The organism is Streptomyces griseocarneus (genome assembly GCF_014655595.1).
Lineage (GTDB): Bacteria > Actinomycetota > Actinomycetes > Streptomycetales > Streptomycetaceae > Streptomyces > Streptomyces griseocarneus.
On sequence record NZ_BNBL01000012.1, the window covers coordinates 1 to 15228 of the forward strand.

At 70.6% G+C, this 15228-nt stretch carries 17 protein-coding genes; 9 read left to right on the forward strand and 8 right to left on the reverse strand.

Translation table 11 applies throughout. The features are described from left to right. Nucleotides 1-58: 58 nt before the first annotated feature. Both IE295_RS26225 and IE295_RS26230 read right to left on the reverse strand, forming a co-directional pair. Nucleotides 59-778: a hypothetical protein gene (locus IE295_RS26225; protein WP_190066257.1), complete on the reverse strand. Its 720-nt coding sequence runs from the start codon at nucleotides 776-778 to the stop codon at nucleotides 59-61. 109 nt (nucleotides 779-887) lie between these two features. Then, the gene (locus IE295_RS26230; protein ID WP_190066258.1) at nucleotides 888-1739 is read right to left on the reverse strand and encodes a hypothetical protein; all 852 of its coding nucleotides are present in this window, start codon (nucleotides 1737-1739) and stop codon (nucleotides 888-890) included. Between the two features lie 163 nt (nucleotides 1740-1902). On the opposite strand from IE295_RS26230, the gene IE295_RS26235 reads away from it, so the two are divergent. Beyond that, on the forward strand, nucleotides 1903-3096 hold the full coding sequence (locus IE295_RS26235; RefSeq protein ID WP_190066259.1) for an RtcB family protein: 1194 nt from the start codon (nucleotides 1903-1905) through the stop codon (nucleotides 3094-3096). Nucleotides 3097-3111: 15 nt separating this feature from the next. Here the strand turns inward: IE295_RS26235 and IE295_RS26240 are convergent, their stop codons facing one another. From IE295_RS26240 to IE295_RS26260, 5 genes are all read right to left on the reverse strand, one after another. Next, nucleotides 3112-3912, reverse strand: a complete 801-nt coding sequence (locus tag IE295_RS26240) for an LAGLIDADG family homing endonuclease (protein ID WP_190066260.1) — start codon at nucleotides 3910-3912, stop codon at nucleotides 3112-3114. A 99-nt stretch (nucleotides 3913-4011) separates the two neighbouring features. Continuing rightward, nucleotides 4012-4404 (reverse strand): VOC family protein, encoded by a 393-nt coding sequence (locus IE295_RS26245; protein ID WP_190066261.1) that lies wholly within the window; start codon nucleotides 4402-4404, stop codon nucleotides 4012-4014. Nucleotides 4405-4524: 120 nt separating this feature from the next. After that, the gene (locus IE295_RS26250; protein ID WP_190066262.1) at nucleotides 4525-5298 is read right to left on the reverse strand and encodes an SDR family NAD(P)-dependent oxidoreductase; all 774 of its coding nucleotides are present in this window, start codon (nucleotides 5296-5298) and stop codon (nucleotides 4525-4527) included. Nucleotides 5299-5357: 59 nt separating this feature from the next. Next, the gene (locus IE295_RS26255; protein WP_190066263.1) at nucleotides 5358-5693 is read right to left on the reverse strand and encodes a YnfA family protein; all 336 of its coding nucleotides are present in this window, start codon (nucleotides 5691-5693) and stop codon (nucleotides 5358-5360) included. A gap of 49 nt (nucleotides 5694-5742) precedes the next feature. Continuing rightward, nucleotides 5743-6321 carry a hypothetical protein gene (locus IE295_RS26260; RefSeq protein ID WP_190066264.1) on the reverse strand — a complete coding sequence of 193 codons (579 nt, stop codon included), beginning with the start codon at nucleotides 6319-6321 and terminating at the stop codon, nucleotides 5743-5745. A gap of 127 nt (nucleotides 6322-6448) precedes the next feature. On the opposite strand from IE295_RS26260, the gene hemL reads away from it, so the two are divergent. From hemL to IE295_RS26300, 8 genes are all read left to right on the forward strand, one after another. Next, nucleotides 6449-7774: a glutamate-1-semialdehyde 2,1-aminomutase gene (gene hemL / locus IE295_RS26265; RefSeq protein WP_190066265.1), complete on the forward strand. Its 1326-nt coding sequence runs from the start codon at nucleotides 6449-6451 to the stop codon at nucleotides 7772-7774. Between the two features lie 45 nt (nucleotides 7775-7819). Further along, a complete protein-coding gene (locus IE295_RS26270; RefSeq protein WP_190066415.1) occupies nucleotides 7820-8467 on the forward strand; it encodes a histidine phosphatase family protein in 648 nt (215 codons plus the stop codon). A gap of 165 nt (nucleotides 8468-8632) precedes the next feature. Continuing rightward, the gene (locus IE295_RS26275; RefSeq protein WP_190066266.1) at nucleotides 8633-9856 is read left to right on the forward strand and encodes a polysaccharide deacetylase family protein; all 1224 of its coding nucleotides are present in this window, start codon (nucleotides 8633-8635) and stop codon (nucleotides 9854-9856) included. 97 nt (nucleotides 9857-9953) lie between these two features. Further along, on the forward strand, nucleotides 9954-10580 hold the full coding sequence (locus tag IE295_RS26280; protein ID WP_190066267.1) for a TlpA family protein disulfide reductase: 627 nt from the start codon (nucleotides 9954-9956) through the stop codon (nucleotides 10578-10580). A gap of 5 nt (nucleotides 10581-10585) precedes the next feature. Further along, a complete protein-coding gene (locus IE295_RS26285; RefSeq protein WP_190066268.1) occupies nucleotides 10586-11359 on the forward strand; it encodes a cytochrome c biogenesis CcdA family protein in 774 nt (257 codons plus the stop codon). A 3-nt stretch (nucleotides 11360-11362) separates the two neighbouring features. Continuing rightward, nucleotides 11363-13183 carry a cytochrome c biogenesis protein ResB gene (gene resB, locus IE295_RS26290; protein ID WP_190066269.1) on the forward strand — a complete coding sequence of 607 codons (1821 nt, stop codon included), beginning with the start codon at nucleotides 11363-11365 and terminating at the stop codon, nucleotides 13181-13183. Continuing rightward, nucleotides 13180-14259, forward strand: a complete 1080-nt coding sequence (gene ccsB / locus IE295_RS26295) for a c-type cytochrome biogenesis protein CcsB (protein WP_190066270.1) — start codon at nucleotides 13180-13182, stop codon at nucleotides 14257-14259. Before resB ends, ccsB begins: the two co-directional genes overlap by 4 nt. 129 nt (nucleotides 14260-14388) lie before the next feature. Beyond that, the gene (locus IE295_RS26300) at nucleotides 14389-14910 is read left to right on the forward strand and encodes an SRPBCC domain-containing protein (protein ID WP_190066271.1); all 522 of its coding nucleotides are present in this window, start codon (nucleotides 14389-14391) and stop codon (nucleotides 14908-14910) included. Here the strand turns inward: IE295_RS26300 and IE295_RS26305 are convergent. Beyond that, entirely contained in the window at nucleotides 14907-15212 is a 306-nt protein-coding gene (locus IE295_RS26305; protein WP_190066272.1) for a PLD nuclease N-terminal domain-containing protein, read from the reverse strand. The genes IE295_RS26300 and IE295_RS26305 overlap by 4 nt on opposite strands. Nucleotides 15213-15228 lie beyond the last annotated feature (16 nt).

Consider the following 15228-nt stretch of genomic DNA (forward strand, 5'->3'; position numbering starts at 1 on the left):
CGCCGCCCGGTGATCATCACCGGGCGGCGGCCCTTTTCGCGCGTCCGCTCGCCGGCGGCTACTTCTTGTTGGCGTCGCCCACCGAGGTGACGACCTCCTTGGCCGCCTCCTGCGCGCCCTTCTTGATGTCGTCCGCGCTCGGCGACTTCGCGCCCTCGTAGCCGGCACCGCTGTACTTCACGGTGATGACCACGTTCTTGGTCCGCGCGACGACGGTCGCGTTCTTGAAGTCGTTGTCGCCCTTCTTCGAATCCGCGGTCACCACGTTCGCCTCGTCACCGATGCCCGAGGCCTTGTCCGTCTTCGCGTCCTTCGCGCCGTCCGCCGTGCTCGCGGCCGTCGTCTGCTTCGCCACGAAGTCCGCCGCACGCTTCTCGCCCGTACCCAGCGTCGGGTCCGAGACGAACCGCTTCAGCGAAACGGTCATCGTGCGGAACTGCATGTCCTTGACGTCCTCGTCGTCCAGACCGCTCCAGATGCAGCTGGCCGAGTCGTTGGTGTCGGTCGCGGGAAGGGCCTTGCCCTCCTTCTTCTCCGCCTTCGGCACCAGCTTGTCGACCGTCTTCTCCGTGACCGTCTTGCAGACCTCCGGCAGCTTGGCGTACGCCGCCGCCTTCATCGTCGGAGTGGCGTTCGGCTGGGCCGACTGCGTGGGCTTGCCCGATTCCTTCTTCGACCCCGAATCGTCGTCCGAGGAGCAGCCGGTGGCGACGAGCATCACCGGTACTGCGGCGCAGGCGAGGATTCGGGCGAGTCGCGGGGCTGTACGTCGGTGCATGGGTCCTTCGCTCATTCGGTCAGAGGTGACGGGGGCGCCTGACGGTGCCTACCGGCACGGTACGCGGCCCACGCCCGGCCATGGCCGAACGCGAGCCCTGTCGAGGGGGCTAATTGCCGAAGTGCCCCGCATCCAGCTCGCGGGCCAGGCCCTGGGCCTTGCCCTGCAGATCCTGGCTGGTGGGCACGTGCTGCTTGTCCGTCGTCCACTGGTCGTACGCGATCGTGACCAGCACGTTCGACGACCGGAAGACCACCGTCACGTCCCGGTGCACGCCCGAGCTCGTCGTCGCCAGCACATCGTTGACGAACGCGTCGTCCCCCAGGTCGTCCAGCACCCGCGGCGCCAGCCGGGGGTCCGCCGAGGCGGACGCGTTCGCCGACGACGGGGCCGCCGACGCCTCCGCCAGCTGCGGGCCCGGGCCCGGATCGCTCTTGGAGCTCGCGCTCGCACTCGCGCTCGCGCCCGGCGAGGGCGAGCCGGACGACTTCGCCGACGGCGCGGCCGAGGGGATGCGCGCGGCCGTCGCCTGGCGCTCGTACAGCTGCTCCGCCCGGGCCTCGTCGCTCACGCCCGGCTGGTACGACACCACGCGCTCGAAGTCGACCGTCAGGTGCCGGGTGCCGTTGGGCGTCTCCAGCTTCCAGCGGCAGCCGACCCGGCGGTCGGTGTCATAGGTGATCGCGGCCGTCCCGCGCAGGAGCCGCTCCGCCTCCTGCTCGTCGCCGTCGCCCGCGCCGGGCAGCATCCGCCGCACCGTCTCCGCGCTGACGTAGCCGCACGGCTCCGGCAGGCTGTGGTACTTCCCGGGCGGCCCCGCGGGCACCGCCGAGCCCGCCTGTCCCGCCTTCGCGTCGATGCCCTTGCCGCCGGCTCCGCCGCCCCCGCCGCACCCGGCGAGCGCGGCCGACAGCACCGCCGCGGCCAGTGCGGCTACCGGTGCGTACGCCCTCCGCTGCACTGTCCGTGGCTCCCTTCGCCCGAATATTTGGTTGCCGCCGTTGGGCGGCGGCTGGAGACAATGTGTACCGCACGCGCCGCCGAGTCTGCCGTCCCAGTGTCCTGGACGAGCACTTACGTCCGGCTTTTGCGCTTTGTAGACTTTTCGGGGGAATGAGGAAGTTATGTCGTACACCGAGGTACCCGGCGCCCGCGTACCGATCCGCATGTGGGCGGACCCCGCCACGGTCGAGGCCGTAGCCATGCAGCAGCTGCGGAACGTCTCCACCCTGCCCTGGATCCAGGGCCTCGCCGTGATGCCGGACGTCCACTTCGGCAAGGGCGCCACGGTCGGCTCGGTGATCGCGATGCGCGGCGCCGTCTGCCCGGCGGCGGTCGGCGTCGACATCGGCTGCGGCATGTCGGCGGTGAAGACCTCGCTGACGGCGAACGACCTGCCGGGTGATCTCTCGCGGCTGCGGTCGAAGATCGAGGAGGCGATCCCGGTCGGCTTCTCGATGCACGACGACCCGGTGGACCCGCGCCGGCTGCACGGACTGCCGACGGCCGGGTGGGACGACTTCTGGGGGCGGTTCGACGGGGTCGCGGAGGCGGTCAAATTCCGTCAGAGCCGGGCGCTGAAGCAGATGGGATCGCTCGGCGGAGGAAATCACTTTTGGGAGCTTTGCCTCGATTCGGATAATTCGGTCTGGATCATGCTTCACTCCGGGTCGCGCAACATCGGCAAGGAGCTGGCCGAGTACCACATCGGTGAAGCGCGGAAGCTCTCCCACAACCAGAACCTGGTCGACCGTGATCTCGCCGTCTTCATTGCCGACACGCCTCAGATGGCCGCCTACCGGCACGACCTGTTCTGGGCGCAGGAGTACGCACGGCACAACCGCGAGATCATGATGGCTCTCTCCCAGGACGTGCTGCGCAGGGAGTTCAAGAAGGCCAAGGTGACCTTTGGGCAGGTCATCTCCTGCCACCACAACTACGTGGCGGAGGAGCGCTACGAGGGCGTGGACCTGCTGGTCACCCGCAAGGGCGCGATCCGCGCGGGCGGCGGCGAGTACGGCATCATCCCGGGCTCGATGGGCACCGGCTCGTACATCGTCCGCGGCCTGGGCAACGCGGACTCGTTCAACTCCGCCTCGCACGGCGCCGGCCGCCGGATGAGCCGCAACAAGGCGAAGAAGATGTTTTCCGAGCGGGATCTGGCGGAGCAGACGCAGGGCGTCGAGTGCCGCAAGGACCGCGGCGTGGTCGACGAGATCCCGGCCGCCTACAAGCCCATCGAGCAGGTCATGGAGCAGCAGCGGGATCTGGTCGAGGTCGTGGCGAAGCTCAAGCAGGTCGTCTGCGTGAAGGGCTGAGGCCCGGTCGGCGGATCAGTCCGGCAGTGGCTGGCCTTGGCGCAGACGCCAGCGGCGTACTTGGCAGGAGCTCTGGGATCTGCCGAGTCGCTCCGCCGCCTGGGCGAGCGTAGGAGCGGCCAGCAGGATGTGGTCTTCCTGCTGTGTCCACGGGCGGCGGCCTCGTGCGGGGCCCATGTGCGGGGGACGGACCCATGCGGCGACTTCGGCGGCGGCCGTGCGCTTGCGCTCGAGGGCAAGGCTGCCGGGGTAGTAGAGGTGGTCGGCGAGCGTGACGCCTGCCTCGCGCATGTACATGATGTTGTACACATGGTCGCGGGTGTTACGCCCTGCTCGCCGCTGGATGCCGAAGGTCAGCTTGGTGAACCGGCACAGGTACGTGGCGATTGCGGTGCTTGCCGTGGTGAGGCTGACGAATGGCAGCCCCGTGGCCGTGATGCCGACTGATCCGTCGGCATCGATGACGCCGCGGAGGTAGTCCGCCTTCGAGAAGGGGACGCGTGGCGGTGTGATGCGCGTGGACTTCTTGCCGTAGGGGAGGCCGAGCTCCGCGAGGCGGTTTCTCGCTTCCAGCGAGCACACGGTCCAGCTCGCGGATCGGTGGCTCTCGGAGAAGTTGGTCGCCCTCGTGCGCTCGCTGATGGTGCTGTTGTACGGGCACAGCTCCTGAAAGGCACGGAGTATGTCGATGTCGCGGTAGCTGATCTCGACCGTGAGCCGCCCCCGCTGCCGAGTCCCTTCGTGCATGTGACCGTCGGCCTGCAGGAAGCCGAACATGTACGCGTAGCGCGGATCTTCGAGGTCCATGAAGGTCATGGCTCGATCGTCGGCCGACCCTGCCGCTCGATTATTCGAAACGGCAGGGTGTCACTCGAACTGGCGAGCGCGCAACGCGCGTAAACGCGCTGCTTCCGCTTACGCGCCCTGCTCGCGGTCCTCGGCGTACCAGCGGAGCTCGACCGTGTTGCCGTCCGGGTCGAGGACGTAGAGGGACTGGGCGGTGCCGCGGGCGCCGAAGCGGGGGCCGGGGCCGTCGACGACGGTGAAGGTGCCGGAGGCGACGACCTCCTCCCAGTCCAGGGGCTCGACGGTGAGGCAGATGTGGTCGACGTTGGACTCGCCGCGCTCGCGGGCGAAGAGGTCGATGATCGTGGAGGGGTTGACCCGGACCGAGGGGAAGGAGACCTTCCCCGCGCGCCATTCGTCCACGCGGACCGGCTCCAGGCCGAGCGGGCCGGTGTAGAAGGCCAGGGATCGCTCGATGTCGGAGACGTTGAGGACGAGGTGGTCGAAGGCGATGACGCGCATGGGGCTCCCCCTGTTTCGTACGGGCCGCCCCGGTGCCGGGGCGGCTGCGCGTACGACGGTAGCGCTTCAAGATCATCCGCGCATGGGTCCAGGGTCCTGCGACCGTGGCCCCGGCCGGGGTCAGCCCTCGCGGTGGACCTTGTAGTTCGACGCCTGGGCGCGGGGGCGGACGACGAGCAGGTCGATGTTGACGTGCGGGGGGCGGGAGACGGCCCAGGTGATGGTCTCGGCGACGTCGTCGGCGGTGAGGGGGTCGGGCACGCCCGCGTAGACGGCGTCGGCCTTGTCCTGGTCGCCGCGGTAGCGGGTGAGGGCGAATTCGTCGGTGCGCACCATGCCGGGGGCGATCTCGACGACGCGCACGGGCTTGCCGCACAGCTCCAGGCGGAGGGTCTCGGCGATGACGTGGGCGCCGTGCTTGGCGGCGACGTAGCCGCCGCCGCCCTCGTAGGTGGCGAGGCCGGCGGTGGAGGACAGGACGATCAGGGTGCCCTCGGCCTGGACGAGGCGGGGGAGCAGGGCCTGGGTCATGTTGAGGGTGCCCAGGACGTTGACGTCGTACATCGTGCGCCAGTCGGCGGGGTCGGCGGTGGCGACGGTCTCGCTGCCGATGGCGCCGCCGGCGTTGTTGACCAGGACGTCGATGGGGCCGTACTCGTCGAGGAAGACGGCGAAGGTCATGACGGCGGCGCGGTCGGTGACGTCGAGGACGTAGGGGACGGCCTCGTGGCCGGCGGCGGTGAGTTCCCCGGCGAGGGCGTCGAGGCGGTCCTCGCGGCGGGCGGTGAGTACGACGCGGTAGCCGGCGGCGGCCAGGCGGCGGGCGGTGGCGGCGCCGATGCCGCTGCTCGCGCCGGTGATGACGGCGGTGGGGGCTGCGGTGCGGGTTCGCATGGTGGGCCTCCTGGGGCTGGCGTGGTCTCTGCGCAGCATAGGCCGGGTCGTGGGCGGGGTCAGCGGCCGCGTGGTGCGTACATGATCACGGCCACGCCGGCCAGGCAGATCAGGGCGCCGGCGATGTCGTAGCGGTCGGGGCGGTAGCCGTCGGCGGCCATGCCCCAGGCGAGTGAGCCGGCGACGAAGACGCCGCCGTACGCGGCGAGGATCCGGCCGAAGTGTGCGTCCGGCTGGAGGGTGGCGACGAAGCCGTACGCGCCCAGGGCGATGATCCCGGCGCCGATCCAGGCCCATCCGCGGTGCTCGCGGACGCCCTGCCAGACGAGCCAGGCGCCGCCGATCTCGAGGAGGGCGGCGAGGAGGAAGAGGGCGGTGGAGCGGGCGATCAGCATGGGGGAAGGCTAGGTCCGCCGTCGCCGATGGGGTGGTTTCGGATGGTTCCTACGGCCACACCAGGCAGTACGGCTGGTGTCCCGCCTCGTGCAGGCGATGGGAGAAGTCCTGCCATTCGTGGAGCAGCCGGTAGACCGAGAAGGCGTCCCGGGGGCCGCCGCGGTCGGGGACCGTGGACCAGATGAACGCCGCCGCGCCCACCGATTCCTCGCCAATGCCGCGCAGCGGGTCGACCACGGTCATGGGGAGCTTGACCACGGCATAGTCGGGATGGAGAACCACCAGTTCGAGCGGGGGAACCTTGTGCAGGGGTATGCCCTCGATGCCGGTGAGGACCATGGCGGCCACCGTCTCCGGCTTGATCTTGGTGAACATGCCGCCCATGCCCAGCTCGTCGCCGCCGAGCTCCTCGGGGCGCATGGAGATGGGAACCCTGGCCGCGGTCGCGCCGTTGGGGGCCCCGAAGTATTTGTAGGTCACCCCCACTCGGCCACTCCTGCTTCCCGTGCTGTGCTCGATGTGCTCCTGGTGGTGCCCTTCGCGGCGGTGCCGGCCCCGCTGCGCGCGCTGGGCTCGCTCGGGCCCCAGGTCATCGGTGCCCTCGCCCAGTCCGCCACCGCGATGCATATCTCCACCCGACCGCTTTTTTACGCAGCACAGCCCCCGCCGCGCAACCAGATCATCGTCTCAGAGACCTCCCCCGTGGGCGCCGTGCGAAACGCCCGGACGCGACGGGCCGGAACGCTCTGAGACCATGGCTAGCGTGAGCTACCCATACAGTGCCCCAGTCTCGCAGACGCTCTTCGACCGTGCGGCGGTCGTGACGCCCGGTGGCGTGAACTCTCCGGTCCGGGCGTTCCGCGCCGTGGGCGGTACGCCCCGGTTCATGGTTTCCGGCACCGGTCCGTACCTGACGGACGCGGATGGCCGGGAATATGTGGACCTCGTGTGTTCATGGGGGCCGATGATTCTCGGCCATTCCCACCCCGAGGTGATCGCCGCGGTGCAGGAGGCCGTCGCGCGGGGCACCTCCTTCGGTACGCCCGGCGAGGGCGAGGTGGCGCTGGCCGAGGAGATCGTCGCCCGGATCGAGCCGGTCGAGCAGGTGCGCCTGGTGTCCTCGGGCACCGAGGCGACGATGTCGGCGATCCGGCTGGCGCGCGGCTTCACCGGCCGGGCCAAGGTGATCAAGTTCGCGGGCTGCTACCACGGCCACGTCGACGCGCTGCTGGCCGCGGCCGGCTCCGGGCTGGCCACGTTCGGCCTGCCGGACACGCCGGGCGTCACGGGCGCGCAGGCCGGGGACACCATCGTGCTGCCGTACAACGACCTGGAGGCGGTGCACGCCGCCTTCCACGCCCACCCGGGTGAGATCGCCTGTGTGATCACCGAGGCGTCGCCGGGCAACATGGGCGTGGTCCCGCCGCTGCCGGGCTTCAACGAGGGGCTGCGGGACGCCTGCGCCAAGAACGGCGCGCTGTTCATCTCCGACGAGGTGATGACCGGCTTCCGCACGAGCAAGGCGGGCTGGTACGGCATCGACGGCGTCAAGCCGGACCTGATGACGTTCGGCAAGGTCATGGGCGGCGGCTTCCCGGCGGCGGCCTTCGGCGGCCGTGCCGACGTGATGGCCCACCTGGCCCCGGCCGGCCCGGTCTACCAGGCCGGCACGCTCTCGGGTAACCCGGTGGCGACCGCGGCGGGCCTGGCGCAGCTGCGGCTGTTGGACGACGCGGCGTACGAGAAGGTGGACGCGGTGTCCGCCGAGATCAGCGGGCTGGTCGGCGAGGCGCTGACCAAGCAGGGCGTGGCGCACCGTCTGCAGACGGCGAGCAACATGTTCTCGGTGTTCTTCACGGGGCGTGAGGTGAGGAACTACGACGACGCGAAGGCGCAGGAGTCGTTCCGCTTCAACGCCTTCTTCCACTCGATGCTGTCGCAGGGCGTGTACCTGCCGCCGTCGGCGTTCGAGTCGTGGTTCGTCTCGACGGCGCACGACGCGGCGGCGGTGGAGCGGATCGCGGCGGCGCTGCCGGCGGCGGCGCGCGCGGCGGCCGAGGCGACCGAGGAGGGGAAGTAAGTGAGCTCGCAGAAGAAGCAGGACGACATCACCGTCGTCCACCTGATGCGCCACGGCGAGGTCCACAACCCGGACGGCGTGCTGTACGGGCGGCGGTCGGGCTACCACCTGTCGGACCTGGGCCGGCGGATGGCGGACCGGGTGGCGGAGCACCTGGCGGACCGGGACGTGACGTACGTCGTGGCCTCCCCGCTGGAGCGGGCGCAGGAGACGGCGACGCCGGTCGCCAAGGCGCACGGGCTGGACCTGGCGACGGACGAGCGGCTGATCGAGGCGGCGAACGTCTTCGAGGGCAAGACCTTCGGGGTGGGCGACGGGGCGCTGCGCAAGCCGGCGAACTGGAAGCACCTGACGAACCCCTTCCGGCCGTCGTGGGGTGAGCCCTACGTCGAGCAGGTGGTGCGGATGATGGGCGCGCTGGACGCGGCGAAGGACGCGGCGCGCGGTCACGAGGCCGTGCTGGTGAGCCATCAGCTGCCGATCTGGATCGTGCGGAGCTTCGTGGAGAAGCGCCGGCTGTGGCACGACCCGCGCAAGCGGCAGTGCACGCTGGCGAGCCTGACGACGTTCACCTACCGGGGGGACAGGATCGTTTCGGTGGGCTACAGCGAGCCCGCGCGGGATCTCGTTCCGGCGCACCTGCTGGCGGGTGCCAAGCCGGTCAAGGGCGGCGCGAAGGCCTTCGGGGCCTGAGCGCGGGCGTGTGCGCCCTGGCGCTCGGTCAGGGCCGCACTGCGATACACCCCTAAAGGCGAGTAAAAGAGCGCAACCGTCGTAGTTCGGCGCGCCCTCATACCCAATGTCCATTTATATGGACGACATATGGTATTGGGGCGCATCGATCTGGACGGAGACGACATGCGCGACATCAGCCGACGAGGTCTCCTCGAACTGGGGGTGGGAGCGGCCGCCGCACTGGGCACCGTCGCGGCCTGCTCTTCGGGCTCCGGATCGGGCCCGGCCGCCGGGCCGGGCCCGAAGCAGGGGGACCCCGCCGCCAAGCCGGCCGCCAAGGCCCGGCCCCTCGGCGACGGCTCCACGGCCGACGCGGGCAAGCAGCCCCACCAGCCCCCCAATCCGGTGCCGCTGGAGCCCGGCCAGAAGCCCCCGCAGTTCGTGATCTTCTCCTGGGACGGGGCGGGCGAGGTCGGCAACGGCCTCTTCCCCCGCTTCCTGAAGCTGGCCCGGGAGTACGACGCGAAGATGACGTTCTTCCTCTCCGGGATCTACCTCGTGCCCGAGTCCAAGAAGGACCTCTACGACCCGCCGAACAATCCCCGGGGCGCGTCCGACATCGGCTATCTGACCGACGGGCACATCAGGACCACGCTCACCTGCCTGCGCCAGGCCTGGCTCGAGGGCCACGAGGTCGGCACCCACTTCAACGGGCACTTCTGCTCCGGGAACGGGTCGGTCGCCCACTGGACGCCCGCGGACTGGGAATCCGAGATCGACCAGGCCGTCTCCTTCGTCACCCGCTGGCGGACGCACACCGGATTCACCGACCTCGAGCCGCTGCCCTTCGACTACCGCAAGGAACTCGTCGGCGCCCGCACCCCCTGCCTGCTCGGCCAGGACAATCTGCTGCCGACCGCCGCGAAACTCGGCTGGCGCTACGACGCGAGTTCCGCCGGCGGCACGCAGGTGTGGCCCGGAAAGAAACACGGGATCTGGGACCTTCCGCTGCAGCAGATGCCCTTCCCGGGTCACTCTTTCGAAGTCCTCTCGATGGACTACAACATCCTCGCCAACCAGTCGAAGAACACGACGCGGGGAGCCTCGTACAACTACCCCGCCTGGCGAAAGCAGGCCACCGAGTCGTACATCGCCGGCTTCGACCGGGCCTACGAGACCAACCGGGCGCCGTTCTTCGTGGGGAATCACTTCGAGGAATGGAACGGCGGGATTTACATGGACGCCGTGGAGGAGGCGTTCAAATACATGGCCGACGACAAGCGGCGCGACGTCCGCGTGGTGTCCTTCCGGCAATTCGTCGACTGGCTCGACGTGCAGAGCCCGGCGGTGCTGAAGAAGCTGCGCCGGCTCGAGGTGGGCGAGAAATGGAGCGCCAAGGCCGACTGAGAACGGCGGGCCCGCCGGGATCCGTGCGGGGCAAGGGGCCGAAGCGGACCGAGGGGGGTGCGGAAGATCCCCAAACCGCCCATGCGAAACTTTTCACATGAGTGCCTGCCGCGCCCTTCGACGCCCACTTTCACGCCGTCGTACCACCCTGCCGGCCGCCGCCGTCGCCGTCATGGCGGCGCTGACGCTCAGCGCCTGCGGTTCCGGCAAGACCTCCGGCAGCGGGGGGCAGACCCAGTTCGTGCAGGGCACGGGCGGGGTGAGCGTGGTCAAGGAGCGCGGGGACCGGCAGGACGCGCCCGACCTCTCGGGCAAGACCCTGGAGGGCAAGCAGCTCGACGTCGCCGACGCCTACAAGGGCAAGATCGTCGTCCTGAACGTCTGGGGCTCGTGGTGCTCGCCCTGCCGTGCCGAGGCGCCCAACCTCGTCAAGGTCGCCAACGACTACAAGGACAAGGGCGTGCAGTTCGTCGGGCTCGACACCCGTGACCCCGACCCCGCCCCCGGCCTGAAGTTCGAGAAGGAGTTCGAGGTTCCGTACCCGAGCCTGTACGACTCCTCCGGCAAGCTGCTGCTGCGCTTCCCCAAGGGCAGCCTCAACCCGCAGGCCATCCCCTCGACGGTCTTCATCGACCGGGACGGGAAGATCGCCGCCCGGGCCCTGAAGGCGCTGACCGAGGAAGAGCTGCGCAAGACGCTCGACCCGCTGGTCGCGGAGAAGTGACCCCGGTGACCGCCACGATCACCCTGGCCGCCGTGGGCGACGTGAACCACACCGTCGAGACCGGCGCCCTGCTCCTGGCCCTGCCCGTGGCGGTGCTCGGCGGGCTGGTCTCCTTCTTCTCGCCGTGCGTGCTGCCGCTCGTCCCCGGCTACCTCTCCTACGTCACCGGCGTCAGCGGCGCCGACATGGCCGAGGCCAAGCGCGGCCGGATGGCCCTGGGCACCTCGCTCTTCGTCCTCGGCTTCACCGCCGTCTTCGTCTCCTTCGGCGCCCTCTTCGGCTTCTTCGGCGAGACGCTGCTCGCCCACAAGAAGACGATCTCCATGGTCCTGGGCGGCGTGACGATCCTGCTCGGCCTCGGCTTCATGGGGGCCTTCAACCTCTTCGGCCAGCGCGAATTCCGCTTCCACACCCGGCCCACCATGGGCCTGGTGGGCGCGCCGCTGCTGGGCGTCCTCTTCGGGCTCGGCTGGACGCCGTGCATCGGGCCGACGCTCGGCGCCGTGCTCTCCCTGTCCTCGCAGCAGGCCAGCGCCGGCCGCGGCGCGCTGCTGACCGTCGCCTACTGTGCGGGGCTGGGCGTGCCGTTCGTCCTGGCGGCCGTGGCGTTCCGGCGGGCGCTGGGCGCGTTCGGCTGGGTCAAGCGGCACTACGCGTGGGTCATGCGGATCGGCGGCGGGATGCTCGTCGCGGTCGGCCTGCTCCTCGTCACAGGTCTGTGGGACAGCATGGTCGCGGACCTGCAGACGTGGTCGAGCAACTTCACCCCTGGGATCTGATCGATGGCCAAGACCGATAAGAGCGCATCCGCACCGGCCCCGGAGGAATCCGAGGCCGGCGCCGCGGGCGCGAGCATGTCCACCGCCCCCGCCGAGGACCGGGGCCAGGCGATGCCCGGCTCGTTCGGCGGCGTGCGCGCCCCCGGCGCGCTGGGGTGGCTGGCCTGGTCCGCCCGCGAGGCGACGGGCTGGGTGCGCTGGTGCTGGCGCCAGCTGACCTCCATGCGGGTGGCGCTGCTGCTGCTGTTCCTGCTCTCGCTCGCCACCATCCCCGGCTCGCTCGTGCCGCAGACCGGCGTCGACCAGCTCAAGGCCGAGCAGTGGCAGAAGGAACACGAGAGCCTCGCGCCCCTGTACGAGAAGCTCGGGCTCTTCCACGTCTACAGCTCGGTGTGGTTCTCGGCGATCTACATCCTGCTGTTCGTCTCCCTCATCGGCTGCATCGTCCCGCGCACCTGGAAGTTCGTCGGCCAGCTGCGCGGCCGCCCGCCCGCCGCCCCGCGCCACCTGGACCGGATGCCCGCCCACGCCACCTGGCGCACGGAGGCGGAGCCGGAGCAGGTGCTGGCCGCGGCCGGCCGGCTGCTCAAGCGACGCCGCTTCCGCACGGAGACGGCCGCCGGCTCGGTCGGCGGCGAGAAGGGCTACCTCCGCGAGGCCGGCAACCTCCTCTTCCACATCTCCCTGATCGTGCTGCTGGTGGCCTTCGCCTCCGGCCAGCTGTGGAAGTCCGAGGGCGGCAAGCTCGTCGTCGAGGGCGACGGCTTCGCGAACACCCTCACCCAGTACGACGACTTCAAGGCCGGCTCGCTGTTCGACGCCGACGACCTCGACCCCTTCGAGTTCGACCTCGACAGCTTCTCCGGGACCTACGAGCGCACCGGCCCCCAGAAGGGCACGCCGCGCGACTACGCCGCCCACGTCACGTACCGGGACAAGCCCGGCGCCCCGCGCCGCAAGGCCACCATCAAGGTGAACGAGCCGCTGGAGACCAGCCGCTCGAAGGTCTACCTCATCGGCCACGGCTACGCCCCGATGGTCACCGTCCGCGACGGCAAGGGCGACATCGCCTTCAGGGGCCCGATCCCCTCGCTGCCGCTGGACAGCAACGTCACCGAGACCTCGGTGCTGAAGGTGGCCGACTACCGCGACAAGGACGGCAAGCCGGACGACCTCGGCTTCCAGGGCAACTTCGTGCCCACGCTGGACCTGCGCACCGGCACCATGTTCAGCCAGTTCCCCGCGCTGGACAATCCGCGGCTGGTGCTGACCGCCTACCGGGGCAGCCTCGGCGTCGACTCGGGCGTGCCGCAGAGCGTGTACCAGCTCGACACGACGAAGATGAAGCAGTTCAAGAACGAGGACGGCAGGGCCTTCGCCCAGGCGATGAAGGTCGGCGACACCATGACGCTGCCGGACGGCGCGGGCTCGCTGCACTTCGACGGCATCCGCCAGTGGGCCACCTTCCAGGTCTCCCAGAAGCCGGGCAACGCCACCGCGCTGGCCGGCGCCGTGGCGGCGCTGATCGGCCTGGCCGGGTCGCTGTTCATCCAGCGCCGCCGGGTGTGGGTGCGGGCCGTCAAGGGCGCCGACGGCACCACGGTCGTGGAGCTGGCCGGCCTCGGCCGCAGCGAGTCCGCCCGGCTGCCCGAGGAGCTCGCCGACCTGGCCGCGGCCCTGCAGCCCGACGCCCCGCCGGTGGCCGCCGGCGACGGTGACGACGACGCCACCGACGCGGGTGACGACGCCACCGACGACGCCCGCGAAGGCGCCTCCCCAGCCCCCGAAGCCCCCGCCGAAACGTCCGAAGGAGCGCGCGCGTGACCCTCGCCGCCGCAACCAACGAGAACCTGGCCCACATCAGCAATGTGCTGGTCTACTCGGCCATGGCCGTCTACACCCTCGCCTTCCTCGCGCACATCGCCGAGTGGGTCTTCGGCAGCCGCAGCGCCGTCGGCCGGACCGCGGCCGCGCTCACGGCACCGGCGACGCCGGCCGTGACCGTCACCACCGCCAAGAGCGCGCAGAGCGGCGGCACGGCCGTCCTGGAGCGCCCCAAGGTCGTCACCCGCTCCGCCCCCGGCAGCCGCGACGTCCCCGACGGCCCCGGCGCCGCCGGCGGCAGCGAGAAGGGCGACCTCTACGGCCGCATCGCCGTCTCGCTGACCGTGCTGGCCTTCGCCCTGCACGTGGGCGGCGTGCTCAGCCGCGCGCTGTCGGTGCAGCGGGCGCCGTGGGGCAACATGTACGAGTTCTCCACGACCTTCGCCATGGCCGCCGTCGGCGTGTACCTCGGCCTGCTCCTCGCCAAGAAGAACGTCCGCTGGCTGGGCCTGCCGCTGACCACGTCGATCCTCCTCGACCTGGGCCTGGCCGTCTCCGTGCTCTACACCGACAGCGACCAGCTGGTCCCCGCCCTGCACTCGTACTGGCTGTGGATCCACGTCTCCTGCGCCATCCTCTCGGGCGCGGCGCTGTGGGTGGGCGCGACGTCGAGCCTGTTCTACCTCTTCCGCGACTCCCACGAGCTGCGCGCCGCCGAGGGCCGCCCCGCCGGCGCCTGGGACAACGTCCTCTCCCGCCTGCCGTCGGCCGCCACGCTCGACAAGTTCGCGTACCGCATCAACGCCACCGTCTTCCCGCTGTGGACGTTCACGATCATCGCGGGCGCGATCTGGGCCGAGGCCGCCTGGGGCCGCTACTGGGGCTGGGACCCCAAGGAGGTCTGGTCCTTCATCACCTGGGTCGCCTACGCCTGCTACCTCCACGCCCGCGCCACCGCCGGCTGGAAGGGCCGCAAGGCCGCCTACCTGGCCCTGCTGGCCTTCGCCTGCTACCTCTTCAACTACTACGGCGTGAACATCCTGCTGAGCGGCAAGCACTCCTACGCGGGGGTGTGACCGCCCGCGCCGCACGCGCGCACGCACGAAAGGCCCGCTGCCCCGTTCGGGGGCAGCGGGCCTTCCTGCGAGCTCCGAACGGCCCGCGACCGGCGCGCGCGGCGCGGCCGGCCGTGTTAGACGTGGACCATGGAGATCCCCTCCCCCTACGGTGCGTCCGAGACCAAGGGCGACATCCACGTCCTGCGCTACGAGCTGTCGATTCCGTACCCCGTCGACGAGGTGTGGGCCGCCATCGCCACCCCCGAGGGGCTGCCGGCCTGGCTGGCCGTCGCCGATCCGTTCGAGCAGCGCGAGGGCGGGGCGATCACGCTGCGGTGGCAGAACACCGACGCGAAGGGCCACGCCACCGTGGCGCCGGGCCGGGTGACGGCCTGGGAGCCGCAGCGGCTCGTCGAGTACACCGTCGAGATCCACGGGCGGATCCGCTTCGAGCTGGAACGCGGGCCGCTGGGCGTCGGCGGGACACTGCTGCACTTCACCAACGAGATGACCGGCACCGAGGACGTCCGCCTGGACTGCCTCGCCGGCTGGCACCACCACTTCGAGTACCTGCTGCAGGCCCTCGGCGGGCAGCCGGCCGACTGGTCGCAGTGGACGATGGACCGCTGGCGCGAGCTGAGGGAGCGCTACGAGCGCGGAGAGCGCTAGCCCTTGGGGCCCTCGCCGCCCTGGTCCGTGTCGTCGTCCTTCTTCAGCGAGCGCAGGAACTCCGGGTTGTCGTCCGGCGCCACCCACTCCCGGCGCGCCGGGCGGCCGTGCGTACGGGCGCGGGGCCGGCCGGCGACCAGCCAGGCCACCGGGCCCACGAGCACCTCGCCGAAGAGCAGGATGACGAACACCCATGCCATCTTCGGCATGCCCCGCACCTCGTTCTCCGGAGTGTTCAGGCAGTCGATGAAGGCGTAGATCCACAGTGCCAGGATCAGCAGGAACGGCAGATACCTGAGCATGGCGGCGGCCCCCGGA